Raw genomic sequence first — 23,534 nt, 5'->3', positions numbered from 1 at the left:
CTTGTGATTCTAAGCGGCTGGCTGAATGAGAACCCTGAAGACGCGTAGAGTGACGGCCGTGTCCGCCACCCTCACGCCCGTTCCCGATCCGCTTCACAGCTCCGCGCTCGCCGCAGATCTCGACGCCGCCGACCTGCGTTCGGAGCCGCTGCGACGCCTGTGGGGAGAAGAAGAGGACGACGCCCTGGCCCGCGGGATGCGCGAGCCCATCCTGCGCGCGATCGTCGGTGACGACGGTGTGCTCGCGACACTCGGACGCCTGCTGGTGCTCGGAATGCCGCAGCCCGTGGCTCCCGTGGCCGCTGCGCTGCCGCGGCTCGGTGTCGACGGCCTGGTCGCGCTGGGCCTTGCGCGCATCGACGGTGACGCGGTCGTTCCCACCGCGCTGCTCCGGCCGCAGTCCTTCGTCGACGCCGACGGCATGGGCGAATGGTGGATCGCCAGCGATCTCGATGAGGTGGCGCTCGACGGCGCGCTGCCCGCAGATCATGTGCTCGGAGTGGGCGGAGCCTCCCGCACCCTCGCCGAGATCATCATGCCGATCGAGGTCGACCGAGCCCTCGATCTCGGCACCGGATGCGGCATCCAGGCTCTCCTCGTCGCGCGCCATGCCGGTGCTGTCGTCGCCACCGACATCTCGGCACGGGCGCTCGCCTACGCCGAGCTGAACGCGCGACTGAACGGCGTCTCGAACATCGAGTTCCGGCTTGGGAGCATGTTCGAGCCCGTCGACGGAGAGGCCTTCGACCTGATCGTGTCGAACCCTCCGTTCGTGATCACGCCTCGTGTCGAGGGCGTGCCCGAGTACGAGTACCGCGACGGCGGCCTCGTGGGCGACGCGCTCGTCGAGCAGTTCCTGCGCGCTGCTCCCGCGTTCCTCGCTCCCGGCGGGGTCGCCCAGCTGCTCGGCAACTGGGAGTCGCGCGGAGCCCAGCGCGAGCTGACCGGCCGCGTCGGCCTCGATCGACTCTCGTCGTGGGTGCCCGGTGACCTCGACCTGTGGGTCATCCAGCGCGAGGAGCTGTCCCCGCTCGGCTACGCGGAGCTGTGGATCCGCGACGGCGGCACGACGCCGCGAGATGCTGGCTTCACGCCGCTGCTCACCGCCTGGCTCGACGACTTCGCCGCACGCGGCGTCACCGCTGTGGGCTTCGGCTACATCCTGGTGCGACGGCCCGCGTCCCCTGGGCGGGGCGCACCGCTGCGTCGTCTCGAGCGCCTGTCGCAGCCCGTGTCGAACGTCGGCGGAGCGCTGCGATCGGGGCTCGCCGCCCACGACCTGCTCGTCGACGGCCTGCCGCCGACCCTCTTCACGGCCCCCGATGTCACTGAGGCCCGTCACCTGCTTCCCGGCAACGACGACCCCAGCATCATCGAGCTCCGTCAGGGCGGCGGTTTCGCGCGCACGATCACGGTCGACCCCGCGGTCGCCGCGTTCGTCGGCGCGTGCGACGGAGATCTCACGGTCATGCAGATCGTCGCGGCGCTGGCCGACCTGTTCGAGGTGCCGCTCGTCGACCTGTGGGCCGACCTCGAACCGCGCATCCGCCAGCTCGTGCTCGACGGTCTGCTGGTGTCGGAGCAGTGATGCGGGAATACGCATCCGTGTCTATGCGTTCGAATACACCATGAAGGCTTTCGGATTCCTCTCGTTCGGGCACTATGCCGACGTGCCAGGTTCGGCGACCCGCACTGCGGGAGACATGCTGAAGCAGACCATCGAGATCGCAGAGGGCGCCGACGAGATCGGCGTCAACGGGGCATCCGTGCGCGTGCACCACTGGGCGCGTCAGGCCGCGTCTCCGATGCCGCTGCTGTCGGCCATGGCCGCACGCACCAAGCGCATCGAGGTCGGCACCGGCGTCATCGACATGCGGTACGAGAACCCGTTCCAGTTCGCCGAAGAGGCGGCGGCTCTCGACCTGATCGCCGACGGGCGGATCGCGCTCGGCGTGAGCCGTGGTTCACCCGAGACGGCGCTGCGCGGCTACGAGACCTTCGGCTTCCATGACGAGGAGGACCCGGAGCGCGGCAGCGTCATCGCCCGCGAGAAGTTCGACCTCTTCCTCCGCGCCATCGACGGAGAGGGCCTCGCTCCCGGCGACCCCCGCATGGTCGGTGCGGGGCGCTACCTGGCGATCGAACCGCAGTCGCCGACGCTCCGCGACCACATCTGGTGGGGTTCGGGCTCTCGGGCCACGGCAGAGGAGACCGGACGCAAGGGGCTCAACATGATGAGCTCGACGCTTCTCACCGAGGCGACCGGCGTGCCGTTCCACCAGCTGCAGCGCGAGCAGATCGATCTGTTCCGCAGCGCCTATAAAGAGGCCGGCCACACCGGCACGCCGCGTGTCTCGGTCAGCCGGAGCGTCTTCCCGCTGGTGTCCGACATGGACAGGGCGTATTTCGGGCTGCGCAGCGAGGAGAACTCCGACCAGATCGGCATCATCGACGGCTACCGCTCTACGTTCGGCAAGACCTACGCGGCCGAGCCCGACGTGCTGATCCAGCAGCTGCTCGCAGACGAGGCTGTCATGTCGGCGGACACCCTGCTGCTGACCATCCCGAACCAGCTCGGCCCCGAGTACAACCTGCATGTGCTCGAGTCGTTCGCGACCCACGTCGCCCCCGCGCTCGGGTGGAAGCCCAACTGGGAGGGCCCTGTCGAGGGAGAGAAGCTGTAACCGGCTTTCAGCGAGGTGAGGCCGTGCTTGCCCTGCGACATCGCGTCTGCATACTCTGGAGAACATGCGAGCAGTGAAGTTTCCCAAGCTTGCGCTCATCGGCGCGGCGTCGAGCCCGCTGTTGTTCGCACTCGGCTTCCTTTTCCTTTTCGTTTCGGGCATTCGCTACGGACAGGAGCCGGCGCTTGCGATCGGAGTCGCGCTCATCCTGCTCGGCCTCGTGCTGCTGATCTCTGGCATCGTCTTGGTCGGAACGTACCTGATGCTCAAGAGCGCTCTCCCCGAACACAGCGACGACGATTCGAGGCCTTCAGAGAGTCGAACAAGCCCTCTGCGTCGTTGACGCGAGCGTGCCCTGAGCGTTGCTGGTGAACGAACAGCGCGAACCAGCTCGTCCCCGCGTACAACCTGCACGTACTCGAGTGGTTCGCGACCCACGTCGCCCCGGCGCTCGGCTGGAAGTCGAACACCGAGGGGCCCGTGCAGCGGGATCCGGTCTGAGGAACGGACCGTACTGACCGCCAGGAGAGGGGCGGATGCACGCAGCATCCGCCCCTTCCACTTGCCCCGGGACTGGCTCCCCGACCCTCGTCGATATTGCGATATGCCGATACGCTGGCCGCATGCGTGTGGCTAGGGGGGGACTTCTTGCAGGAGCGATCGTGCTCGTCGCGGCGCTCGTCGGTGCGATTCCGGCTGCGGCCGCCACCACGACCGCCTGGGCGACCTGGCAGCCGCTGACCGGAACTGGCGGCGCCTACACGACCACCGTGCAGGTCGCGGCGCAGCCCGCCATCACGGCCACGATGACGAGCGACTCCCGCGCCGGCCAGGTCAGCGTCATCTCGGGTGCGACCAACTGGCTCGCGCAGGGGACCCCGGTCGGCGCGAAGTACGGCTCGAGCATCAACCAGTCGTACGTGAACCTGCGACCGAAGGCCGACAACGCCGCCAGCCCGTCGACGACCACCTACTCGTTCGCGAACCCCACTCCCGCCTCCGGCTGGACCTTCGTGCTCGGCGACATCGACGCCGACTCGGTGCGCATCCAGGCGATCGGCGCGAACGGGCAGGCGCTCACCGCGGCAGAGCTCGGATTCCAGGGCGGCTTCAACTACTGCGCGCCCGGAGTCACGGGCAAGCCCTCGTGCACCGGAGACGCGGCGGACGTGCCGACCTGGGATGCCACGACCCAGACCCTCACCGGAAACGCGGCCGCTCTCGACACGAGCGGTGCGGCCGCATGGTTCGAGCCGAACGTGCCGATCACCTCCCTCACCTTCTCCTTCACCCGCCGATCCGGATTCCCCGTCTACCAGACCTGGTTCGCGTCGATCGCGCGCGACATCACGGGCGTGGTCACCGACGACACCGCGGCACCGCAGCCGGGAGCGACACTCACCCTGACCGATGCGAACGGAGACGTCGTCGCGACCACGACCAGCGGCGCCGACGGCAGCTACTCGTTCCCCGGCGTCGTCGCGACGGCGGGATACACGGTGCGGGTGACGGCCCCCGCGGGCATGATCCCCGAGGGGGCGACCTCGGCCGCTGTGGATCTCACGACCGCCGACGGCGTCGCCGACTTCACCGTGCGCGACATCATCCCGGTCGCCGTCTCGGGACGAGTCGTCGACAACGACGGCAACCCGGTGCCGGGCGCGACCGTGACGGTCGACGGAGTCCAGACCACGACGACGGATGCTCAGGGCAACTACCTCTTCGACGAGGTCGCGGTGGGTCCTCACACCGTCGTCGTCACCCCGCCGCCCGGATACAGCACCACGGATCCGACCGAGCCGCTCGTGGTCCCGCCGGGCAGCGAGGTACCGATCACTCTTGCGGACTTCGTGCTCGCCGAGAACCCCGACCTGACCGGGGCTGTGCGCGCGAACGGTGCGGGTGTCGCGGGCGTCGCCGTGACCGCGACCGGGCCCGGAGGTATCGTGCTCACGACCGTGACCGGAGCCGACGGCGGCTACTCGTTCCCGCGTCTGCTCTCGGGCGACTATGAGATCACCATCACGACGCCCGAGGGCTACGTGGCCACGGGTGAGACCTCGCAGAATGAGACGGTCGCGACGGCTGACGTGGCGGACGTCGATTTCGAGCTGGCCAGGCTCGGAGCGCTCTCGGGTGTCGTGCGCACCGACAGTGGCGCTCCGGTCGCCGGTGCGACCATCACCCTCACCACCGACGAGGGAGACCAGCAGCTCATCACGGATGCCGACGGTGCGTACGGTCTCGGCGACCTGCCGCCCGGCACCTACACGCTGACGATCACGGCACCGGTGGGCAGCACGATCGTCGGCCCGTCGACGCTCACGGTCGAGGTCACGGCCGCAGGCGAGACGTTCGTCGATCAGGACTTCACGCTCGCCGCGATCGTCGTCACCCCGACGGATCCGCCGACCACGACGCCGACGCCCTCCACCCCTCCGAGCACCGGCGGCGGCCGCCTGCCCGCAACGGGGCTCGGACCGGAGACGTTCACGTGGGCCGCAGTGGGCGGAGCTGTGCTGGCGCTCGGAGCGGTGCTGTTCCTCGTCTCACGTCGCCGCTCGCACCGCGACTGACATCAGCGACTGACCTCAGCGACTGACTGACCAGGTCGGTTCGGAGGGTCGGGATGACAGCATCCCGACCCTCCGCTGTCAGGAGTCCCGCCGTCAGGTGCCCTTCGCCGGACCGAAGAGCTCGTCGCCGTGCTCGTGCAGCAGTCGGTAGGCGTCGGCGAATGTCTCGGGTTCGGGTTCGCCCGGCTTCCCGTACTTCGCGATGAGCAGACCGAGCAGCCCGCGTGCCGGTGGGGTGAGCGGCTTCATCTGATCCGCTTCCCCCGGCTTCGGCTCGCGGTTCTCGGGGTTCGGCGGGGTGTAGGCGGGCGTCGTGACGGGCCAGTCGGCCGGATGGCGAGGCTTGTCGAGGTTCACGGCGGTGAAGAGCGTGTTCGCCGACTGGTCTCGATCGTTGAGCGGTTTCAGCCCGTGCAGGCGTGAGAGCGTCGCGGTGACCGAGCCGTGGTGCATCTCGTCGTGCACGATCGTGCCGCGCTTCGTGTAGGCCGAGATCGCGATGGCGGGCACCCGGCATCCGAGGCGATCGAAGGTGAAGCCCATCTCGCCGGCCTCCGTGTCCTTCGTCGGCTTCGTGGCGGCGGGTGGCGGCACGTGGTCGTAGCACCCGCCGTGCTCGTCGAACGTGATGAGCAACAGGGTGTTGACCGCGTTCGAACCCTTCGGCGACGCGCTCGTGCGGACGGCCTCGTAGATGTCGTGGATGAGCCGGTCTCCGGCCCTGACATCGGAGATCGCGCTGTCGTACACGGCTTCGCCGTCGACCTCGCTCTCGCGAGGCGACCCGAAGGGCGGGTGGAAGTCGTTGTGGTCGTAGACCATGCGCGGCTCGATGAACGCATAGGCCGGAAGGGTGCCGTTCTTCGCGTCCGCGTAGAAGTCCTCCATGGTGCCGAAGTGGTCGGTGCGCCAGTACTTCTCGAGCACGGCGGCATGCAGCATCCCGGTGAACGAGACGAGCTGCAGCTTGTCGATGTAGATCTTCCAGCTGATCTTCTCGTCTTCCAGGCGGTTGAACACGGTGGGCGCCGCCGGGGCATCGAGCCACTTGCGGTATCCGCCTCCCGCCTGGTTGGTCACGAAGCCGTGCGAGGTCGACGCGTGGAAGAACGACCGGTTGCAGAACGTCTGCGACGGCACCCCCGCGAACCAGTGGTCGAACACCGCGAACTCCGACGCGAGAGTGGACATCGCCGGCGAGAACGAGCCCATGATGTGGGCCGCTTCTTCGGGCTGGGGCTCTGTGCCCTTGCGCAGGCGACGGAAGTTGATGATGTAGTCCTCGAGGAACCCCGACATCGTGGCCTTCTCGCCGTGGGTCGGGGCGTTGAAGGGCGCCGTCATCTGGTCGACGAAGAGATCGGCGTTGTCCTTCGGGTCGACGGTGCCGAAGATCTGCGTGTTGACGTGCGGATACTCCTCGCCCGGATCGGGATCGGGCAGGCTCATGATCCGGTCGGTGTCGCCGGTGTAGACGTGGGCGTCGACCACCGTTCCGTCGGATGCGGTGTTGCTGTGCGTGCCGAAAGCGAGCCCCTCGAACTTCTCGCCCGCAGGCAGAGTGTCCTTCGAGTACAGGTATCCGAGCAGGTTGTCGAAGGAACGGTTCTCGCCCATCACCACGACGAGGTGGTCGAATCCCGGCTCGCTGCGCGGCGTCAGCGCGGCGAAGGGGTCGGGGTCGGACGCGAACCCGTTGCGGTGGGTGCCCACGTTCGCGCCGATCGCTGCACCGCCGGCACCGCCGACCACGACGCCTGCGAGAGCGGCGCCGCCCATCTTGAGGAACCCGCGCCGGGACGTGTCCGGTGCGGCGGGGGAGGAGTCGTGCTCTTCTGAGGCCACGGTGCCGATCCTAGGACGGGACGGTGCCCGGCGCACGGGTGCGGCACATCGGAATGAAAGGGCGCCGCCGGGACCGAAGTCCCGACGACGCCCGAACAGCGGATGCGGTCTGCTACTCCGCGGACTCGGTGCTGCCCGCGTGGCGGCGGCGCCGCATTGCAAACAGGCCGAGGCCGAGGGCGAGCAGCGCCACGGCGCCGACGATGTACGGCGTGCTGTCGGCACCCGTCGTCGCGAGCGAGCCGTCGGTCGCGCCTCCCGACCCGCCCGGCGTGGTCGCCCCACCGCTCGCCGCTGCCGTGACGGTGACCGAGGAGGTGACCTCGGTGCCGTCGGCGAGGATCACCGCGAGCGTGTGCGTTCCGGCCGGGGTGTTCGCCGGAATCGTCAGCGTGCGGCTGAACGCGCCGTCCGCATCGGCGGTGGCGGTGCCGAGGTCGACCGGGTCGGAGCGCAGCTCGAAGCGCAGTGCGGCATCCGCCTCGAATCCGCTCCCCGAGACGGTGAGCTTTCCACCGGCGACCACGGATGCGGCACCCAGCGTGACCTCTGGCGCAGCAGGCTCCTCGATCACGGGCGGCGTGACGCCGGCCTCGGTGACCCACTTCTCACCGGCATCCGACTTCGTCACCGTGAAGGTGTCGTAGACCGAGCCGACGGGGAGGTCGGTCGTGGCATCGGGCTGCTTCTCCGCAAGGTACGAGCGGTAGACGAGCTGGTTCTTCGAGACGTCGATCACCTGGTAGGTGGTGACGCCCTGACCGCGGAGCACCTGGGTGGCGCCGTTGTTGGTCCAGACGTTCTTCTCGGGGGTCTCGAGCTCGTAGTGCTTCGCACCCGAGTTCGACACGACGTACACGGGGCCCGAGGTCATGCCGGGGGTCTCGGTCGCATCGGTGTTCACGTAGCCGCGTGCGTAGGTGTGGTCGTGGCCCATGAGCACCAGGTCGATGTCGTTGCGCTGGAAGACCGGCAGCCACTCGGCGCGCAGCACCGGCTCGTCGCGACCCTCGGATGCCGAGAACACCGGCTGGTGGAAGGTGACGACGTTCCACTTCGACGGGCTGTTCTGCAGCAGCAGGTCGAGCCAGGCCGCCTGGAAGCGGGTCCACAGCACGCCGATCTGCGCCGACGGGCACTCGGCGCCCGTGCACGACGGAAGACCGGCAGGGGTCAGGAACGTGGTGTCGCGCGTCGCGTTCAGGGTGATGAAGCGCACGCCCTGGTAGTCGGTGTAGTACGCGGTCTCGGCAGCGAAAGACGACCAGTGATCGAAGAACGCGCGGTACTGCTGCGCGACCTCGGAGTCGCCCTTCGCGAGGTCGGCCAGCTCGCCGATGGTGCTCGTCGAGGGGTTGTTGTGCGGGTATTCGAACGCCGCCTTCCAGGCGGTGAGCAGCTTGTCGCCCGAGTACTCGTGGTTTCCGGGGGCCGCCATCACGTTGGTGCGGACGGCGGAGTCCTCCATGCCCTTGAACCAGTTGAGCCACTCGTTCTCGTTGCTCGAGGTGTTGATCAGGTCGCCGGCGTGCACCGATCCGATCGATCGCGGGGCCTGAGCCTCGGCCTGCTTCACGACGCTCGGCCAGGTGGTGTCGAGGCCGATCTGGGCATCGCCGTAGTAGATGAACTGGAAGTCCGTGGCGCTCGGGTCTGCCGTGCGGAACTCGAACCAGTCGCTCCAGCTGCCGGGAAGGCCCACGCGGTAGCGATAGGCGGTCGCAGGCGCGAGGCCGGTGACCGTCGCCGAGAAGTGCTTGTTCGGGTTGCCGTTGACGACCCCGGCGTCGTACGCGTCGACGGTGCGGGACTCACCGCCGGCCGCCGGTGCGATCTCGACCTGGCCGATCGTGTGCGAGGCGTCGCCGGCGAGCCACGAGAACGACTGCGACACGGCGGGCTGCTCGGTCGGGGTCAGGATCACGCGGGTCGGCGGAGCCACGACGGGCGAACCGGGGTCGGATGCCTCGACCAGCGTGAGCGACGACATGTCGAAGTAGATGTCGGAGCTGGTCTCGCGGTCCTGGAACAGGGCGACGGCGATCTCGTTGGTGCCGTCATGCAGCAGCTCGCCTTCGGCGCTGAACGTGCTGGTGAGCGGGTCACCGCCGCTGTCTCCGGCGTACTCGACGTTGACGGTGTCGGTGATGCGCCCGTCGACGTATCGCGCGACCTCTTCGCCGTTGATCCACACGACGATGGCGTCGTCATAAGTGATGGTGCTGCGCAGCGCCGCGACCTGCTCGGCCACGCCCGCCTCGAGCTCGAACGTCGTGCGGAAGAAGTAGGTGGGCACCGTGGGAGCCGCGGCTCCGTCGATGTATTGGTTCAGCAGCGTCTTCGGAGTGACCGGGCCGACGGGCGCGATCGTGCCGTTCTTCGCGCCGAACGAGCCGGGCGCTGCCTTCCAGGCGCTGTCGTCGTAGTCGGGGAGGGTCCAGTCGCGGAGCGCGGCGGGTGCCGGCGACGGGTCGGAGCCGTCGTCGAGGTAGCGCCACGTGGTGTCGCCGGTGATCAGCGAATCCGTCGGCACATCGGGCTCGCCGGCGGCGGTCGCGATGGGGGCGACGACGGCGCCGCCGAGCAGGGCGAGGACGGCGGCGGACGCGAGTCCGTAACGCCGCCACCGCACCGCAGGGGTGGGGGAGGTCATGAGTGTCCTTCGAGAGGTGGGGGTTTTCCGTGCTCAGCCGCACGGGGCCCGACCAGCCCATCGAAAGCGGATGACCTCGGGGTTGCCGCAGGACGACGGTCGGGTGAACGCCGCTACGGTGGGGGCATGAGCTATGCGGGGGAGTCGTCGATCGAGGCACGCGTCCGGGCCGTCAACGCCGACTTCGGCAGACGTCAGACGCGACTTTTCATCACGTTCGCGCTGATCGAGGGGCCGGTCCTTCTGCTGCTCGCCGTCGCGATCTACGGGTTCGAGGTCATCGACCCTGAAATCGGCATCTGGTTCATCGTCGCGGTCGCGGTGGTCGGCGGATTCCTGCTGAGCGCTCTGCTCGTGCGGCTGATGCAGGCACGAGTCCGCGCCGTCGCCCAGGCCAAGGGCGAGAACCCGCTGTTCTGACCCCCGGTACGCTGGAACCCATGCTCAACATGGCTGACGGCCTCGACCGTCTCGGCGCGCTCGCCGAGAATCCGGTCGTCCGCACCCTCGCCGACGCGTTCGCGGCGGCGGGCTTCGACCTCGCCGTCGTCGGCGGCCCCGTGCGCGACGCGCTGCTCGGCCGCCCCACGCACGACCTCGACTTCACCACGAACGCGCTGCCCGACGACATCCTGCGCATCGTCAAGCCGATCTCGACCGCCCAGTGGGACATCGGCCGTGCGTTCGGCACGATCGGTGCACGGGTTCAGGGCGAGCAGGTCGAGGTCACCACGTACCGGGCCGACAGCTACGACGGGGTGACCCGCAAGCCGACCGTCGAGTTCGGCGACACTATCGATGCCGACCTGCACCGCCGCGACTTCACCGTCAATGCGATGGCGCTGCGGGTTCCGTCCGTCACGCTCGTCGACCCGACCGGGGGAGTCGAAGACCTCATCGCCGGAGTGCTCCGCACGCCGGCGGATCCGCAGGTCTCGTTCGGCGATGACCCGCTGCGGATGCTGCGCGCGGCGCGGTTCAGCGCCCAGCTGGGCTTCCGCATCGACGACGACACATTCGATGCGATCACCGAGCTCAAGACGACCCTCGAGATCGTGAGCCCGGAGCGCATCCAGTCCGAACTCGTGCGCCTGATGCAGACCGAAGACCCCGTGCGCGGCATCCGCGTGCTGGTCGACACCGGCCTGATCGAGGAGTTCCTGCCCGAGGTCAGTGCTCTGCGACTCGAGGTCGACGAGCACCACCACCACAAGGACGTCTACGAGCATTCGCTCACGGTGCTCAGCCAGGCGATCTCGCTCGAGCAGTCGCGCAACCCCGGCGCCGAACCCGACGTCGCTCTGCGCATCGCCGCACTTCTGCATGACATCGGCAAGCCGCGCACGCGCAAGCTCGAAGACGGCGGGGTGGTCACGTTCCACCACCACGACGTCGTCGGCTCGCGCATGGCGCGCAAGCGTCTGCAGGCGCTGCGGTTCGACACCGACACGACCGACGCCGTGTCGAAGCTGATCGAGTTGCACCTGCGATTCTTCGGATACGCCGAGGGTGCCTGGACGGATGCCGCGGTGCGCCGCTACGTCCGCGATGCGGGCGACCAGCTCGAGCGCCTGCACATCCTCACCCGTGCCGATGTCACCACCCGCAACAAGCGCAAGGCCGGTCGCCTCGCCTCGGCGTACGACGACATCGAGTCGCGCATCGCCGCGCTGCGCGAGCAGGAGGAGCTCGACTCCATCCGGCCCGAGCTCGACGGCAACCAGATCCAGCAGATCCTCGGCATCGCGCCCGGCCGCGAGGTCGGCGAGGCCTACCGGTTCCTGCTCGAACTCCGACTCGACGAGGGAGTCATCGGCGCGGATGCCTCTGAGCAGCGCCTCCGCGAGTGGTGGGCCGCCCGGGACTGAGCCCGCTCACTCCTCCGGTTCTTCGGCCTCGGCTGCCTGGCCCAGTGCCTCTCGCACGAGGTGGGAGATGTCGATCGAGATGATCCGTTCGGTCATGGTCCGGCCTCAGGGAACGGGAGACTCGGTCGGCTGCGGCACACCATCCGTCTCCGGAGCCGGTGTGGCGCTCGCCGCATCGATGCTCGGCGCCTTCTGGAACGGCGGCGCCGGCTGCTTCGTCGTCGACATGTCGGGCTGCCCGGTCATCGGATCCCACTTCGCCTCGTCCAGAGGGTAGATGTTCCAGACGGGCTTGCCCCGGTAGTCCTCGGACGGAATCGTCGCCAGCATCCCGTTGTCCTGCATTCCGAACTCGGTCTCGCCGTCCTTCTCGGTGAAGAGGATCTGACCGCCCGACGCTCCATACAGGTCGAGCGGCGTGCCCTTGCCGGTGAAGAGCTGCACGTGGTCGATGGGGTTGCCGTCGGCGTCGTAGGCGAAGATGTTGTTGATCTGCACGCCGTCGAGAACCAGCCCGTCCATGACGACGGGCTGAGTCGAATAGACGTGCTCGACGCGCGGAGACATCACCGAGATCACGAGTCCCGGCAGCACGATCACAGCCAGGATGCCGGCAACCGTGCGCACGTGGCGCAGTGGGTTCTTGGGAAGCCAACGGTCACGACCCCATTGCACGCTGATGAGGATGAACGCGCCGATGAACAGCCAGTGCAGAGGAGACGCGGGCATGGCCCACCAGTTGTAGGACTCGAACGGCTGATAGGTGAAGGGCGGAAGAAGCGCGATGATCGCGGCGACCGCTGCGTACAACCCGACTCCGCGCAGCACCCACCACACCGGGCGGAGCGCGATCAGCAGGTCGAGGAGCCACGCGCCGGCCGCGCTGCGGCGGATGCCGTCGACGACACCGCGACCCCAGGAGCGGACCCGCGCACCGAGGCGGACTCGCTGTTGGCCCTGCGTTCGAGGAGGTAGACCTGCCGCAGATCGCAGCTCTTCGGCGTATGCTCCGGGGTCACCGAGCTCGAGCACTCCGTCGTTGTCCGCAGCCTGGTCGGCGAGATCGGCGGTGAGTCCGCCGACGATCTCATCGAGCTCGTCGGCGGGAAGATCGTCGAGGTACTCGCGTACGGCCAGTGCGAACGAGCGGATCTGCTCGTCGATCGAGACGGCGGTGTCGTTCATCGGTTCTCTCCGATCGTGGGTGTGTCGGTGGTTGGGAGTGTGAGCAGCGTGGACATCGCCCCCGCGAAGTCCAGCCAGGTGACGGTCTGGGAGTCGAGAGCCGCACGACCCTGCGGGTTGATCGCGTAGTACTTGCGGTGCGGGCCGCCGTCGGAGGGGACGACGTAGCTCGAGAGGCTGCCCGCCGCGTAGAGCCGGCGCAACGTGCCGTAGACCGACGCGTCGCCCACGTCGCCGAGCCCGGCATCCCTGAGTCTGCGGACGATGTCGTAGCCGTATCCGTCTTCTGTGCGGAGCACCGCGAGAACCGCGACGTCGAGCACTCCCTTGAGCAACTGCGTGGTGTCCATCGGACCTCCTTCGATGCACTGGACACTACCACGCACTGCACAGTAGTGCGCGAGGCGCGTGTCTGACGCCGTGTCGAGGAACCGGAATATCGCGGGTTCCGTCCGCGGCATCCGGCTCCTACACTGAGGTAACGCTCCACCATCGACGATCGGAGACGCTGTGGTTGCGTCGTGGCAGGTGTCACGTGACGGCCCACCTGAGGCCTCTCGTCTGCTGATCGAGCGTGCGCACGAGGAACTTATCGCCGGCAACCTCGACGATCACCGCCTCCAGCAGGTGCGCCCCCTGGTCCGCGAATCCTGGGTCCGTTCCTGGCGGGGTCGGGTGGGACCCGAGGCCGCACCGTCGATCGAACTCGTCACAGACGAGCTCGAGACCTACCGACTCGCGCATCCGCTCGCATCCGCGATGGACATGATCCGCGCGCTGCTGCTTCCCGGCGCCCCGGAAGAGTCCGGCGTCGTCATCGCCGTCGGCGATCAGGCCGGACGCCTGCTCTGGATCGAAGGCGACCGCCAGCTGCAGTCGCTCACCGAGGGCATGGGTTTCGTCGCGGGGGCGAACTGGGCAGAGGATGCCGTCGGTACCACCGCCCCCGGAACAGCACTGATGCTCGGACAGTCCGTGCAGATCCGCGGAGCGGAGCACTACAACCGACTCGTGCACCCGTGGTCGTGCACCGCGGCACCTGTACGCGACCCCGAGACGAAGCGGGTGCTCGGGGTGATCGACATCACCGGCGGAGACGAAGTCGTCTCCACTCAAGCCCGCCTTCTCGTCGATGCCACCGCGCGCGCCGTCGAATCCGAGCTGATGGTCGCCAGACTTCGGGCGCGCAGTGAGGCGCCCCGCCCGACGACGATCTCGTCGCGGGCCAAACCGACCATCCGAGCGACGCTTCATGTGCTGGGTCGCGACAGGGCGCGGCTCGAGAGCGAGACCGAGCTCGAAGAGTCCGTGATCGAGCTCAGCGCCCGTCATGCCGCGATTCTGCTCATGCTGGCGGTGAACCGCCAGGGCCTGTCCGCGGAGCGCCTGAGCGAACTGGTCTACGGACCGGAGGCATCCGCCGACACGCTGCGACCCGAGATGGTGCGCCTGCGCAAAGTGCTCGAGAAGCACGCCCCCAGTCTCGTGCCCGAGTCCCGGCCCTACCGGTTGACGGTGCCCCTCGAGACCGATGCGCACGACGTGCTGTCGCTGCTCGACCGAGGAGCCCACCGCGTCGCCCTCACCGCCTACCGGGGGCCGGTTCTGCCCGAGTCGACCTCGCCCGGCGTCGAGGAGTTCCGCGAGTCCGTCAGGGCGGCGTTGCGCGAGGCGATGCTGTCGGAGGCGAGCCTCGACGTCCTGCTCGCCTACGCCGACATCCCGGAGGGCCAGAGGGATGCCGCAGCGCTCCGCCTCGCGCTCGAGATGCTCCCCGCACGGTCGCCGAAGCGTGCGGGGCTGGTCGCCCGGATCGAGCGCATCGAAGATCTCTGACCCCGTTCGAATCGCGCGACTGGTCGCATTCCGACCTCGGATCGGGTCATTCACGCGATTCGAAAGCGTGCTGGCGTGACCCGCAACCCCCCGCAACGTTGCGCATCCGTGCGCAACCCCCGCCGACCTACCTTCGAAGCACAGCCACCGGCACCGACGCCACGGCCCGTCGAAGGAGTCACCGATGACCATCGTCGAAGAAGACGTGTCCACCGCCCCCGCATCCTCCGCGTACGCCGCTCCCGGTCAGCCGGGCGCCGTCGCGACCTACCGGCCGCGGTACGGGCATTACATCGGCGGAGAGTTCGTGGATCCCGTCAAGGGGCAGTTCTTCGACAACATCAGTCCGGTCAACGGCAAGCCCTTCACCGAGGTGGGCCGGGGAACCGTCGAAGACATCGACCGTGCGGTCGACGTCGCCTGGAAGGCGTTCGCGAGCTGGGGCAAGACCAGCCCCGCCGAGCGCTCGGTCGTGCTCAACAGGATCGCCGACCGCATCGAGCAGCACCTCGAGGAGATCGCCGTCGCCGAGACCTGGGAGAACGGCAAGCCGGTGCGCGAGACGCTCGCCGCCGACATCCCGCTCGCGGTCGATCACTTCCGCTACTTCGCCGGCGTGCTGCGTGCGCAGGAGGGCGGCATCAGCCAGCTCGACGAGAACACCGTCGCGTACCACTTCCACGAGCCGCTCGGAGTGGTGGGCCAGATCATCCCCTGGAACTTCCCGATCCTCATGGCCGTGTGGAAGCTCGCCCCGGCGCTCGCCGCAGGCAACTGCGTCGTCATCAAGCCGGCCGAGCAGACGCCGGCATCCCTGCTGTTCCTCTTCGACATCATCGGAGACCTGCTGCCGGCCGGCGTCGTGAACATCGTCAACGGCTTCGGCATCGAGGCGGGTGCACCGCTCGCGCAGCACAAGCGCATCCGCAAGGTCGCCTTCACGGGTGAGACCACGACCGGTCGCCTGATCATGCAGTACGCATCGCAGAACCTGATCCCCGTGACGCTCGAACTCGGTGGCAAGAGCCCGAACGTGTTCTTCGAGGACGTCGCCCGCGACACAGCCGACCCGTTCTACGACAAGGCGCTCGAGGGCTTCACGATGTTCGCGCTGAACCAGGGCGAGGTCTGCACCTGCCCGTCGCGGGCGCTCATCCAACGGTCGATCTACGACGGCTTCCTCGCCGACGGACTCGAGCGCGTCGGAAAGGTCGTGCAGGGCAACCCGCTCGACCCGGCCACGATGATCGGCGCGCAGGCGTCGAACGACCAATTGGAGAAGATCCTCAGCTACATCGACATCGGCACACAGGGCGGCGCCCGTCTGCTCACGGGTGGGGAGCGCGTAGATCTCGGCGGCGACCTCAGCGAGGGGTACTACGTCGCCCCGACGGTGTTCGAGGGCACGAACGACATGCGCATCTTCCAGGAGGAGATCTTCGGCCCGGTGCTCTCGGTCACCTCGTTCGATGACTTCGACGACGCGATCTCAATCGCGAACGACACGCTCTACGGACTCGGCGCCGGGGTGTGGAGCCGCAGCGGCGACACCGCCTATCGCGCAGGTCGGGCGATCGAGGCCGGTCGTGTCTGGACGAACACCTACCACCAGTACCCGGCCCACGCCGCGTTCGGGGGATACAAGCAGTCGGGCGTCGGGCGTGAGAACCACAAGATGATGCTCGACCACTACCAGCAGACGAAGAACCTCCTGGTCTCGTACGCAGAAGGCCCGATGGGCTTCTTCTGAGTTCGAAGCCCGTCTTCCGGTCGTTGAGCGAGGAGCGAAGCCCCGAGACGAAACGCGCTGAGCCGCTTACCGCGTTTCGTCTCGGTCGGCTCCGCCGTCCTCGCTCAACGACCAGGGAAACGCGTCTCCCGATCGACGACCGGGAAACTATCGAGAGGAGTGGACCATGGTCAGCATCGGCACCTATCAGCGGGTGGACGTGACGGACGCCGCGGCATCCCTCATCCGCGACCTCACCTTGCAGCACGGCCCACTGATGTTCCATCAGTCGGGCGGATGCTGCGACGGCTCGTCGCCCATGTGCTACCCCGTGGGCATGTTCATCACCGGGCCGGGAGACGTGCTGCTCGGTGCGCTCGACGTGGGCCTCGATAACCCGGTCGAGGTCTTCATGTCGGAGTCGCAGTTCGAGTACTGGAAGTACACGCACCTGACCATCGACGTCGTGCCGGGGCGCGGTGCTGGCTTCTCGGTCGAGGGTCCGACGGGCATGCGATTCCTGATCCGCTCGCGGATGCTGAACGACGCCGAGCTCGCGTACTTCGGGCTCGCGCCTTCGGCGGGCGGCCGATCGGCTGGTTGATGCCCAACTGGCTGGCGACTCGCCATCGATCGGTCAGCCATCCGTGGAACGGACAGTCATCCGGGACGGATGCAGGAGCCGATGAAGCGATGCGGAGTTCAGCCGAACTGACCTCTTGACGGCCGTCAGTACGTCATGCCCATCGCCGCCCTCACCTCGTCGAGCGTGTCGTTCGCGATCGACTGCGCGCGCGCATTGCCCTCGCGGAGCACGGTGGCGGCGTCGGCCACGCTGAGACCTGCGCGACGAGCACGGTGGTCTGCGAGAAACTCGTTCACCGCCTCTGTGGTGAGGCGCTTGAGCGCACCGGCTCCCGCGCCGTCGACCTCCTCCGCGATCTCCTCCGGAGTGCGCTCGAGAACGACCGCGGCCGTTGCGAGCAGCCCCGACACTCCGGGCCGGTTCGTGGGGTCGTAGGTGATGACGCGCTCCGAATCGGTGGGAGCCCGCCGGATGGCTTCGGCGGTCTCGTCTGCGGACATCCCCAGTGCGATGGCGTTCCCGTAGCTCTTCGACATCTTGCGCCCGTCGAGGCCCGGAAGCTCAGGGGTCTCGGTGACGAGAGCGGCAGGCTCGGGGAACACGCTGCCGTATCGCTCGTTGAATCGACGTGCGATCGTGCGCGTCATCTCGACGTGCGGGAGGTTGTCCTTGCCCACCGGAACGAGGTTGCCCTTGCAGAACAGGATGTCGGCGGCCTGGTGGACGGGATAGGTGAGCAGCAGGCCGCTCAAGGTGCGTCCGGATGCCGCGAGCTCGGCCTTGACCGTCGGGTTGCGGTGCAGCTCTGCCTCGCTGACGAGGCTGAGGAAGGGAACGAGCAGCTGATTGAGGGCCGGTACAGCGGAGTGGGTGAAGATCGTGGTCGAGGTCGGAGCCAGGCCGGCAGCGAGGTAATCGAGAACCGCTCCGTACACGGCGCCGCGCACGTCGCCGGCCGAGTCGCGGTCGGTGATCACCTGGTAGTCGGCCAGGATGACGAACGTCTCGACACCGGCATCCTGCAGACGGACACGCTCGCGGATGGTGCCGAAGTAGTGACCGAGGTGCAGTCGTCCTGTCGGGCGCTCCCCGGTGAGAACGCGGTATCTCTCGGGATGCTGCTCGATCGCCTCCCGAAGGTCGGGCATGCGAGCGAGGGTTGCGGCGTACGAGTCCATGATCTGCTCCTGATTCGAGAGGAGCTGCACGGACATGGTGTCGCGAGGGGATCGCGGGCTGCCGTGCAGCCCGCGCGTCAATGCGTTACGGCTGCTCCGGCAGCCACCACGACGAAACGGTGAAACGCATAGGTCGAGGATAGTGACCCGCGGCGCTCGAGGCGACCGGCAGCGGCATTCCCCTGGTTACATGGTCCGATGTGGTGGACGGATGAGGAGTGGGCCGAACTCGTGGACCCGGAGCTCTGCGGCATGTGTGCCGACGCACATCTGCCGGAGAACGAGCACAGCATCCTGGTGGCCTCGACCGAGATGACTCACATCCGGCTGGTGCGCAACCAGGCGCATCCCGGCTACACCGTGGTCATCCTCCGCGAGCATGTCACTGACCTCGGTCTGCTGGACGCCGGGCAGCTCAGCGAGTTCTGGCGCGATGTCCAGCGCGCGGGCCGGGCCGTCGGCACAGCATTCGCCCCACGGAAGATCAACTATCTGGTGATGGGTCATCGGGCCCCGCATCTTCACTGCCACGTGTTCCCCCAGCATCTGGGGGACGACCCTCTTCGGAACGTGGACATCTCGGATGGGCCCGTGCACCTCCCCGACCCCGATCTCGCCGCATCTGCCGCCGCGTTGCGGAAGGCTTGGCAGACGATCGGCTGATCTGCCTCAGCGGGGGAGGCGCGGAACCGCGTCAGCCAGGGTGCGGGATACGTCTCGAAGGACCGACGGGGAGCGGTCAATGATCCGGGTTCTGGCGCCAGAGGAGGTGAAGTCGGGGTATCTCGGGCTCGGACCTGCGGCGGCTCGCTGAAGGGTCGCGGGCGACTCTCTGAAGAGAGTTCCGGCATGCTGCCGTGAGCTGTCCGGCGGCGGCCGGAGCGTCAGTCATGTGTGTTACGTTTGCTTCATCAGACACCGCCCCCCTCTGAGTCTTCGGACTTACGGGGGCGGTTTTCATATATTCGGAGGCACTCGGGCATGCCGTACTCCAAACCCTTTCGCGAGCTGAGTGATCTCGTCCTCGAACTTGAGGCTTTGGGAATGGCGGTGCCCGACAAAGCGGACGCCGAGTCTTTTCTGCGCAAGGTGGGCTATTACCGATCCGGTGGGTACCGGTACGTGCTTCGAGAGCTCCTTCCTCAGGCCAACGCAATCCCGCGGCCCGCACCTTTCGCGCAGAGAGATACCTCCCGGGGAGTACGTTCGCCCATGTCCAGGAACTCGAGAAGTTCGACTCGAAGCTGCGCGAGGTCTGTCTCGCCGGTCTGTGGGACTTCGAGATGAGAGTCCGGGCTGCTCTCGCGCACGCGCTTGCACGCAGAGACGTTTTCGCACACACCGACGTGCAGCACCTTGACCAGTCAGAGGCTCTGAAGATGGCTGGGGGACAGACGAAGTTCGAGGCATGGGAGAAGACCTACAGATCAGCGATACGGGACTCGGCCCAAGAAGACTTCGTTGCTCACCTCCTCGTGAAGTACGGACATCCGCTGCCAATCTGGGCCATCGTAGATGTCCTCAGCTTCGGGAGCCTCCCCTATTTGTATGAGATCGCTCAGAGAGCAGATCGTCTAGAGGTCGCCAACGCTTTCGGAGTGACCCAAGACAAACAGTTCGGAGCGTGGCTGCGAGCGATGGTCGACTTTCGAAACTACTGCGCACATGGGTCACGCCTCTTCAACCGGCACTTCAAGCGGGAGGCAAGGGTTGTGCCTGGAGCGATCGATCGTTCACTCCTCGAGCACCTCACTGTCCCGAACTACTCGCCGAGCGAACGGCCGCTCAGCCGCCTCTATGTGAACGCAGCTCTGCTCGCATACTTTCTCCGGAAGCACTCATCTGGATCCACGTGGTACCTCAGCTTCCGCACGCAGATCCGCAAACTCCCAACCATCCAGATTGGGGTCGAGGCCCTGGTTAAACCCGCAGCCAATATGGGATTCCCCTTGCAATGGGATCAGTTGGATCTCTGGACCTGACGGAGCCTGATCAGCCCCTCAGCGCGGGAGGCGCGGAACCGCGTCGACCAGCGCACGGGTGTAGGGGTCCTGCGGGGCATGCAGCACGGATGCCGTGGCACCCTGCTCGACCACGCGACCGTTCTGCAGCACGACCGTGCGGTCGCACGCCGAGGCGATCGCGGTGAGGTCGTGCGACACCATAACGAGCGACAGGCCGTTCTCTCGACGCAGGCGGTCGAGCAGCTCGAGCACCTGCACGCGCGTCGTGACGTCGAGCGCGCTGACCGGCTCATCGGCGAGGAGTACCCGTGGACGGGAGACCACGGCCCGCGCGATCGCGATGCGCTGGCGCTGGCCCCCCGAGAACTCGTGAGGGTAGCGGCGGGCGGTGTCAGCGGGAAGGCCGACCGACTCGAGGGATTCGGCTATGCGGTGCTGCGCATCGGCTCCGGATGCGAGGCCGAGCGAACGCAGCGGTTCGCCGATGATGCGGTCGATCCGCTGGCGAGGGTCGAGCGACGAGTAAGGATCCTGGAACACCGGCTGCACGCTCGCCCGGAACCGCCGCATCTGCGCACGGTCGCGCAGATTCAGGGGAGCGCCGTCGAACAGCACCTCTCCCTCGCGCGGCCCTGAGAGACCGAGCAGCAGCCGGAGGATGGTCGACTTGCCCGCGCCGGATTCGCCGACGAGACCGAGGGAATCCCCTTCGTCGAGACTCAGCGAGATGTCGTCGAGCACCCGCCGGGATCCGTAGGCGAAACCGGCACTGCGCAGTTCGAGAAGACTCATGCGCCGGCCTCCTCCGCATCGAGGAACGCATCGAGCGCGCGGGCGCTGTCGACCAGCATCCGCGTGTATGGCTCTGCGGGATGCTGCAGCACCTGAGCGACCGCACCTTCTTCGACGACGAGCCCGTCACGGAGCACCACGATGCGATCGACCATGCGCGACACGACGGCGAGGTCGTGGCTGATGAACAGCAGCGCCATGCCGCGCTCGGCGACGAGTCGCTCGAGCAGAGAGAGCACGGCATCCTGCACTGTCACGTCGAGCGCGGTCGTCGGTTCGTCGGCGATCAGCAGCTTCGGGCGCGCTGCGAGGGCGATCGCGATCGCGACTCGCTGGCGCTGACCACCCGAGAGCTCGTGCGGGTAGGCGCGGGCGAACCGCGGCTCTGACAGCGACACCTCGTCGAGGGCGGCTGCGACCGCCGACTTCAGCTCAGCACCGCGCAGGCCGAGATGACGACGCAGCGGCTCGGCGACCTGGCGACCGACCCGCATCAGCGGGTCGAGCGCGGTGAGCGGCTCCTGGAAGACGATCTGGGCGACGGGGCCTCGGAGCGGGCGGAGGTCGGCATCCCGAGCACCGACGACCTGATGCCCGTCGAGCAGCACTGACCCGGAGGCGACGAGCGCCTCAGGCAGGAGCCCGGTCACCGCGAGCGACGTGAGCGACTTGCCTGAACCGGATTCGCCGATCAGTCCCAAACGCTCGCCCGCCCCCAGCGAGAACGAGACGTCGCGCACGAGTGCGCCGGACCCCGAGCGCACAGTGAGGCCTGAGACTTCGAGAATGCTCATCGGCTCCTCCTGCGTGTCGGGTCGGCAAGGTCGCGCAGGCCGTCGGCGAGGAAGTTCACTCCCAGCACGAGCGCGATGATCGCGATGCCGGGGGCGATCGCACCGACGGGGGCGGTGAGCACGGTGCCCTGGGCCTCCTGCAGCATCCGACCCCACGAGGCGTTGGGCGGCGGTGCGCCGAGTCCGAGGTACGACAGGCTCGCCTCCGCGAGCACGGCGGCACCGAACTGCAGCGCCAGGCTGACGGCGAGGGTCGGTGCGATGTTGGGGAGCACGTGCTGGAACACGATGCCGAGCACACTCGTGCCGCTCGTGCGCGCCGCGGTGATGTACTGCTCCTGCAGCACGCGACGGGCCAGGATGCGGGTGAGGCGCGCGACGACCGCCGACATCGCAAGTCCGATCGCGAACACCGCCGACCACAGGGATGCGCCCTGCACCGCGACGACGAGCATGGCGAGCAGCAGCACCGGGAAGGCGATCACGACGTCGAGGCCCGCGGAGAGGGTGTCGTCGACCCAGGGGCGCGAGAACGCGGCGATCAGGCCGACTATCGTGCCGAGCACCGCGGCGATCGCGACCGAGCAGATGCCCACGATCAGGGCGATCCTCGCACCCCACATGAGCTGCGAGAGCAGGTCGCGGCCGAGCCGATCGGTGCCGAGCAGGTGCAGGGCGCTCGGCCCCTCGAGACGGCTTCCACTCGTGTCGGCGAGCGGATAGGGGAGCCAGAACAGCGACACCAGCGCGATGAGCACGATGATGCCGGTGAGCACGAGCCCGATCAGCAGGGTCGCCTTGGGCCGCCTCCGCACGGGGACGGAGCCGGTGACCAGCTGCTCGGCGACGCGGCTCATCGATTGCCCGAGACGCTCGTGCGCAGACGCGGATCGATCAGGCGCTGCACGATGTCGGCGGCGAACCCGACGAGCAGCACGAACAGCGTGCTGACGACGAGCACGCCCTGGATCACCTGGAAGTCGTGCTGTTCGATGGCCGACAGCAGCAGGCTGCCGAGACCGGGAAGAGTGAAGACGCTCTCGACGACGACCGCGCCGAGGAGCGTGGTGGACAGCTCGATGCCGAGGATAGCGACGACGGGCACCGAGCCGTTGCGCACACCATGACGCAACAGCGCCTCGGACATGCCCGACCCGCCCGCTCGTGCGGTGCGCAGGTAGTCGCTGCCGATCACGTCGAGTGTGGCCGAGCGCACGTAGCGGCTGAGGGAGGCGCTCATGACGATCACGATCGTGATGATCGGCAGTGCGAGCGAGCGCAGCGCATCCGCCGGATCCTCCCAGTCGTCTCGGGGGAAGCCTCCGGACGGCAGCAATCCGAGTCCGAGCGCGAAGATCCAGACCAGCACGACGCCGACCCAGAAGACGGGCACCGCGACGCCGAGCTGCGCGAAGCCCGAGAGGGCGACGCCGTACCAGCGGTCGGATTTCACGGCGGCGGTGATGCCGATCACGAGCGAGACGAGCAGGGCGAGGGCGAAGGCGATCAACGTGAGCGGAAGGGTCACGGCGAGGCGATCGGCGATGTCGGGGCCGACCGGACGCGAGCTCAGGAAGGACTCACCGAGATCGAAGCGCAGCAGCTGCCCCGCCCAGGTCGAGAACTGCTGCAGAAGCGGCTGATCGGAGCCGACCTGCGCGCGGGCGGCGGCGATCTGCTCGGGAGTGGCGTTCACCGAGAGCAGGGCGTTCGCCGGGTCGCCGGGCAGCAGTCGCAGCAGCACGAATATCGCGATCATCGCGACGACGAGCGAGACCACGAGGAACGCGAGGCGGCGCAACAGGTAGGCGAGCATGGCTTCTCAGGATGACAGAGGGGGATGC

At 67.8% G+C, this 23,534-nt stretch carries 20 protein-coding genes; 11 read left to right on the top strand and 9 right to left on the bottom strand.

Annotation, left to right across the window (positions count from 1 at the left end):
• The first annotated feature begins 25 nt into the window (after positions 1–25).
• The 4 genes from RQG77_RS16155 to RQG77_RS16135 all read left to right on the top strand — a co-directional run bounded on the left by RQG77_RS16155 (position 26) and on the right by RQG77_RS16135 (position 5,260).
• Positions 26–1,588, top strand: a complete 1,563-nt coding sequence (locus tag RQG77_RS16155) for a class I SAM-dependent methyltransferase (protein WP_396653424.1) — start codon at positions 26–28, stop codon at positions 1,586–1,588.
• A gap of 40 nt (positions 1,589–1,628) precedes the next feature.
• Positions 1,629–2,684, top strand: a complete 1,056-nt coding sequence (locus RQG77_RS16150) for an LLM class flavin-dependent oxidoreductase (protein ID WP_311245655.1) — start codon at positions 1,629–1,631, stop codon at positions 2,682–2,684.
• Positions 2,685–2,748: 64 nt separating this feature from the next.
• On the top strand, positions 2,749–3,027 hold the full coding sequence (locus tag RQG77_RS16145) for a hypothetical protein (protein WP_311245654.1): 279 nt from the start codon (positions 2,749–2,751) through the stop codon (positions 3,025–3,027).
• Between the two features lie 280 nt (positions 3,028–3,307).
• Positions 3,308–5,260: a carboxypeptidase-like regulatory domain-containing protein gene (locus tag RQG77_RS16135; RefSeq protein WP_311245653.1), complete on the top strand. Its 1,953-nt coding sequence runs from the start codon at positions 3,308–3,310 to the stop codon at positions 5,258–5,260.
• A 93-nt stretch (positions 5,261–5,353) separates the two neighbouring features.
• On the opposite strand, the gene RQG77_RS16130 is transcribed toward RQG77_RS16135, so the two are convergent.
• Positions 5,354–7,105 (bottom strand): alkaline phosphatase family protein, encoded by a 1,752-nt coding sequence (locus RQG77_RS16130; RefSeq protein ID WP_311245652.1) that lies wholly within the window; start codon positions 7,103–7,105, stop codon positions 5,354–5,356.
• A gap of 112 nt (positions 7,106–7,217) precedes the next feature.
• Positions 7,218–9,758 carry a metallophosphoesterase family protein gene (locus RQG77_RS16125; protein ID WP_311245651.1) on the bottom strand — a complete coding sequence of 847 codons (2,541 nt, stop codon included), beginning with the start codon at positions 9,756–9,758 and terminating at the stop codon, positions 7,218–7,220.
• A gap of 126 nt (positions 9,759–9,884) precedes the next feature.
• On the opposite strand from RQG77_RS16125, the gene RQG77_RS16120 reads away from it, so the two are divergent.
• Positions 9,885–10,178, top strand: coding sequence for a hypothetical protein (locus tag RQG77_RS16120; protein WP_311245650.1), 294 nt, complete (start codon positions 9,885–9,887; stop codon positions 10,176–10,178).
• A gap of 20 nt (positions 10,179–10,198) precedes the next feature.
• On the top strand, positions 10,199–11,626 hold the full coding sequence (locus tag RQG77_RS16115; RefSeq protein WP_311245649.1) for a CCA tRNA nucleotidyltransferase: 1,428 nt from the start codon (positions 10,199–10,201) through the stop codon (positions 11,624–11,626).
• 105 nt (positions 11,627–11,731) lie between these two features.
• Here RQG77_RS16115 and RQG77_RS16110 read toward each other — a convergent pair whose 3' ends face one another.
• Both RQG77_RS16110 and RQG77_RS16105 read right to left on the bottom strand, forming a co-directional pair.
• Complete coding sequence (locus tag RQG77_RS16110) at positions 11,732–12,811, bottom strand: hypothetical protein (RefSeq protein WP_311245648.1); 1,080 nt, start codon at positions 12,809–12,811, stop codon at positions 11,732–11,734.
• Positions 12,808–13,161, bottom strand: coding sequence for a PadR family transcriptional regulator (locus RQG77_RS16105; RefSeq protein ID WP_311245647.1), 354 nt, complete (start codon positions 13,159–13,161; stop codon positions 12,808–12,810). The genes RQG77_RS16110 and RQG77_RS16105 overlap by 4 nt, the downstream gene beginning before the upstream one ends.
• Before the next feature lie 160 nt (positions 13,162–13,321).
• On the opposite strand from RQG77_RS16105, the gene RQG77_RS16100 reads away from it, so the two are divergent.
• From RQG77_RS16100 to RQG77_RS16090, 3 genes are all read left to right on the top strand, one after another.
• Positions 13,322–14,647 (top strand): GAF domain-containing protein, encoded by a 1,326-nt coding sequence (locus tag RQG77_RS16100; RefSeq protein WP_311245646.1) that lies wholly within the window; start codon positions 13,322–13,324, stop codon positions 14,645–14,647.
• 184 nt (positions 14,648–14,831) lie between these two features.
• Positions 14,832–16,397, top strand: a complete 1,566-nt coding sequence (locus RQG77_RS16095; RefSeq protein ID WP_311245645.1) for an aldehyde dehydrogenase family protein — start codon at positions 14,832–14,834, stop codon at positions 16,395–16,397.
• Between the two features lie 166 nt (positions 16,398–16,563).
• Entirely contained in the window at positions 16,564–16,980 is a 417-nt protein-coding gene (locus tag RQG77_RS16090; RefSeq protein ID WP_311245644.1) for a DUF779 domain-containing protein, read from the top strand.
• Positions 16,981–17,105: 125 nt separating this feature from the next.
• On the opposite strand, the gene trpS is transcribed toward RQG77_RS16090, so the two are convergent.
• On the bottom strand, positions 17,106–18,140 hold the full coding sequence (gene trpS, locus RQG77_RS16085) for a tryptophan--tRNA ligase (protein ID WP_311245769.1): 1,035 nt from the start codon (positions 18,138–18,140) through the stop codon (positions 17,106–17,108).
• A 198-nt stretch (positions 18,141–18,338) separates the two neighbouring features.
• On the opposite strand from trpS, the gene RQG77_RS16080 reads away from it, so the two are divergent.
• A complete protein-coding gene (locus RQG77_RS16080; protein ID WP_311245643.1) occupies positions 18,339–18,803 on the top strand; it encodes an HIT family protein in 465 nt (154 codons plus the stop codon).
• Positions 18,804–19,243: 440 nt separating this feature from the next.
• Positions 19,244–20,122 (top strand): Abi family protein, encoded by an 879-nt coding sequence (locus RQG77_RS16075; RefSeq protein ID WP_311245768.1) that lies wholly within the window; start codon positions 19,244–19,246, stop codon positions 20,120–20,122.
• 18 nt (positions 20,123–20,140) lie between these two features.
• Here the strand turns inward: RQG77_RS16075 and RQG77_RS16070 are convergent, their stop codons facing one another.
• From RQG77_RS16070 to RQG77_RS16055, 4 genes are read right to left on the bottom strand one after another with little or no spacing between them, the layout of a single operon-like run.
• Positions 20,141–20,896, bottom strand: coding sequence for an ATP-binding cassette domain-containing protein (locus tag RQG77_RS16070; protein WP_311245642.1), 756 nt, complete (start codon positions 20,894–20,896; stop codon positions 20,141–20,143).
• Positions 20,893–21,690, bottom strand: a complete 798-nt coding sequence (locus RQG77_RS16065) for an ABC transporter ATP-binding protein (protein ID WP_311245641.1) — start codon at positions 21,688–21,690, stop codon at positions 20,893–20,895. Before RQG77_RS16065 ends, RQG77_RS16070 begins: the two co-directional genes overlap by 4 nt.
• Positions 21,687–22,547: an ABC transporter permease gene (locus tag RQG77_RS16060; RefSeq protein WP_311245640.1), complete on the bottom strand. Its 861-nt coding sequence runs from the start codon at positions 22,545–22,547 to the stop codon at positions 21,687–21,689. Before RQG77_RS16060 ends, RQG77_RS16065 begins: the two co-directional genes overlap by 4 nt.
• Positions 22,544–23,506 (bottom strand): ABC transporter permease, encoded by a 963-nt coding sequence (locus RQG77_RS16055; RefSeq protein ID WP_311245639.1) that lies wholly within the window; start codon positions 23,504–23,506, stop codon positions 22,544–22,546. The genes RQG77_RS16060 and RQG77_RS16055 overlap by 4 nt, the downstream gene beginning before the upstream one ends.
• Positions 23,507–23,534 lie beyond the last annotated feature (28 nt).

The organism is Microbacterium sp. WCS2018Hpa-23, assembly GCF_031843845.1.
Lineage (GTDB): Bacteria > Actinomycetota > Actinomycetes > Actinomycetales > Microbacteriaceae > Microbacterium.
Note: the sequence above shows the minus strand (reverse complement) of the source record. Positions and strands in the feature narration are given on the sequence as shown.